Source organism: Shewanella sp. SG41-4 (assembly GCF_014164505.1).
Classification (GTDB): domain Bacteria; phylum Pseudomonadota; class Gammaproteobacteria; order Enterobacterales; family Shewanellaceae; genus Shewanella.
The window spans coordinates 1-2207 of sequence record NZ_JACJFI010000453.1 but is presented as its reverse complement, the minus strand read 5'-3'; the positions used below and the strand labels follow the sequence as shown (position 1 = coordinate 2207).

Below are 2207 nucleotides of genomic sequence, written 5' to 3'. Positions count from 1 at the left end.
CAAACATGCCTGGTTTCCCTTGGTTAGCTGAAAATAAGCTAGACGGCGAACTCACTGGTGACAAGATGACTATTCTGCGTAACCTGCATAAAGGCGGTTACAAAGGTAATGATCTTTACACTGATGAAGAAGTTGCTGGCGCTAAAAAAGCGGTTGAAGGCAAGACAGAAATGCAGGCGCTGATCGCTTATTTGCAATCTTTGGGTCACGCACTCAAATAGGAGGCAATAATGGATTACGGTACTTTTCAAGGTATTTTAACCATAGTTGTTATGGTGACTTTTGTAGGCATTTTCTTCTGGGCATACAGTAAGCATAGCAAGTCAAAATTTGACGAAGCGGCTAACTTGGTGTTTACAGAAGATGAACTTGCAAAAATGTCAAAAGACTCGGGAGATCAGAAGTAATGATTATGAGTAACTTCTGGAGCATTTGGATTTCTGTACTGACGATTGTGGTCATTGCTGGTTGTTTTATCCTTCTTAAACTGGTTAATAATAATTACACCGGTGTAGAAGAAGGTAAATCAATGGGCCACAGTTTTGATGGTATTGAAGAACTGAACAACCCACTACCTAAATGGTGGGCGTACATGTTCTATTTAACCATCGTATTCGGTGTGATCTATTTAGCTCTATATCCAGGCCTAGGTAACTACAAAGGTCTGTTTGGTTGGACAAGTTCAAACCAAAGTATTGGTACTGAAAAAGGCATTAAAGCTGACTCAGCTGCTGCGCTAGAAGCAGCAAAAACTGAAAACCGTTTATCTCAGTATGACCGCGAAGTGGCACATGCTGATGAAAAATACGGTCCAATTTTTGCGGCATATTTAGCTACACCGTTAGAAGAACTTGCTAAAGATCCTGAAGCATTAAAAGTGGGCGGACGTTTGTTTTTACAAAACTGTTCACAATGTCATGGTTCTGATGCCCGTGGTTCTAAAGGCTTTCCTAACCTTACCGATGATGATTGGTTATATGGTGGTGATTTAGCCACAATTAAAACTACTCTGATGAACGGTCGTAACGGCATGATGCCGCCAAAAGGTGGTTTACCTATCGAAGACAGCGAGATTAAAGGTCTAGCTGAATACGTTATAAAACTATCTGGTGGCGAACATGACGAAGCGTTAGCCGCTCAAGGTCAAGGTTCATTTATGAAAGGTTGTTTTGCATGCCATGGTATGGATGCAAAAGGCAACAAGTTCATGGGTTCGCCTAACCTGACTGATAATGTTTGGTTGTACGGCGGAAGTCGTGGTGTGATTGCAGAGTCGATCACTAATGGCCGCGCTGGTGTTATGCCTGCATGGAAAGACATTCTCGGTGAAGAGAAAGTCCATGTCATTACAGCTTATGTTTATAGCTTATCAAACAAATAGTTACTTATAAGTAACATCAAGGCCTCGAGATTATCGAGGCCTTTTTTTTAAGTGATTATTAAGCCATTACGGGGTAAAATAGCCCGCGAATTATTAACACCATTTTAGGACGTATTATGTCGGATCAACTCCCTTGGTATAAGCAGTTTTGGCCTTGGTTTTTAATCATCTTGCCAATGTGTGCCGTTATTGCCAGTTTAACCACACTAAAAATTGCTCTAGATAATTCTGATTCATTAGTTGCCGAAGATTATTATAAGCAAGGCAAAGCGATTAATATGGATTTACGCAAAATTAAGTATGCTCAGCAGATTGGAATGAAATTTTTAGTGACTGTCGATGATCAAGAATTAACTATCACTCAACACGGTGGTCCTGAATATCGTGCAGCATTGAATGTTCAATTTTATCATCCAACGATTGAAGCAAAAGATTTCAGCCTTAATGCAACTGCCGATGCTAATTATGTTTATCACATCCCATTAGATGCTGCGATTACCGGCCCTTGGGAAGTGCGCATAGAAGGATTTGATGCTAAGTGGCGTATACAACAACGTATTGATATTAAAGATGACGTTGAATATTGGCTAAATTAATAGTAAATCGATTAAGTCTTTGAATGATGACATATGTAATTAAGCTGGTATAAATAGATGACATCTTGCTTTCATTGCAATGAGCCGGTGCTAACGGGTGAACAGTTTACAACCATGATCAATGGGCAAGCACAACCTATGTGCTGCCCAGGTTGCCAAGCCGTTTCACAAGCGATTATGGATGCTGGCTTAAGTAGCTATTATCAATTTCGTAGTGAGCCCGGCAACCG

4 protein-coding genes and 1 pseudogene are annotated in these 2207 nt (G+C 40.5%); all 5 read left to right on the top strand.

Annotated elements, in window-relative coordinates:
• Positions 1 to 221 (top strand): annotated as a pseudogene (locus tag H5202_RS20985) (cytochrome-c oxidase, cbb3-type subunit II); the annotation flags it as partial.
• A 9-nt stretch (positions 222 to 230) separates the two neighbouring features.
• On the top strand, positions 231 to 407 hold the full coding sequence (locus tag H5202_RS20980) for a cbb3-type cytochrome oxidase subunit 3 (RefSeq protein ID WP_011637473.1): 177 nt from the start codon (positions 231 to 233) through the stop codon (positions 405 to 407).
• A 5-nt stretch (positions 408 to 412) separates the two neighbouring features.
• A complete protein-coding gene (ccoP, locus tag H5202_RS20975; protein ID WP_182773767.1) occupies positions 413 to 1381 on the top strand; it encodes a cytochrome-c oxidase, cbb3-type subunit III in 969 nt (322 codons plus the stop codon).
• Between the two features lie 116 nt (positions 1382 to 1497).
• Positions 1498 to 1977 (top strand): FixH family protein, encoded by a 480-nt coding sequence (locus tag H5202_RS20970; protein WP_182773766.1) that lies wholly within the window; start codon positions 1498 to 1500, stop codon positions 1975 to 1977.
• 57 nt (positions 1978 to 2034) lie between these two features.
• Positions 2035 to 2207 (top strand): heavy metal translocating P-type ATPase metal-binding domain-containing protein (locus H5202_RS20965; RefSeq protein WP_182773765.1); only part of this gene is annotated, 173 nt, incomplete at its 3' end.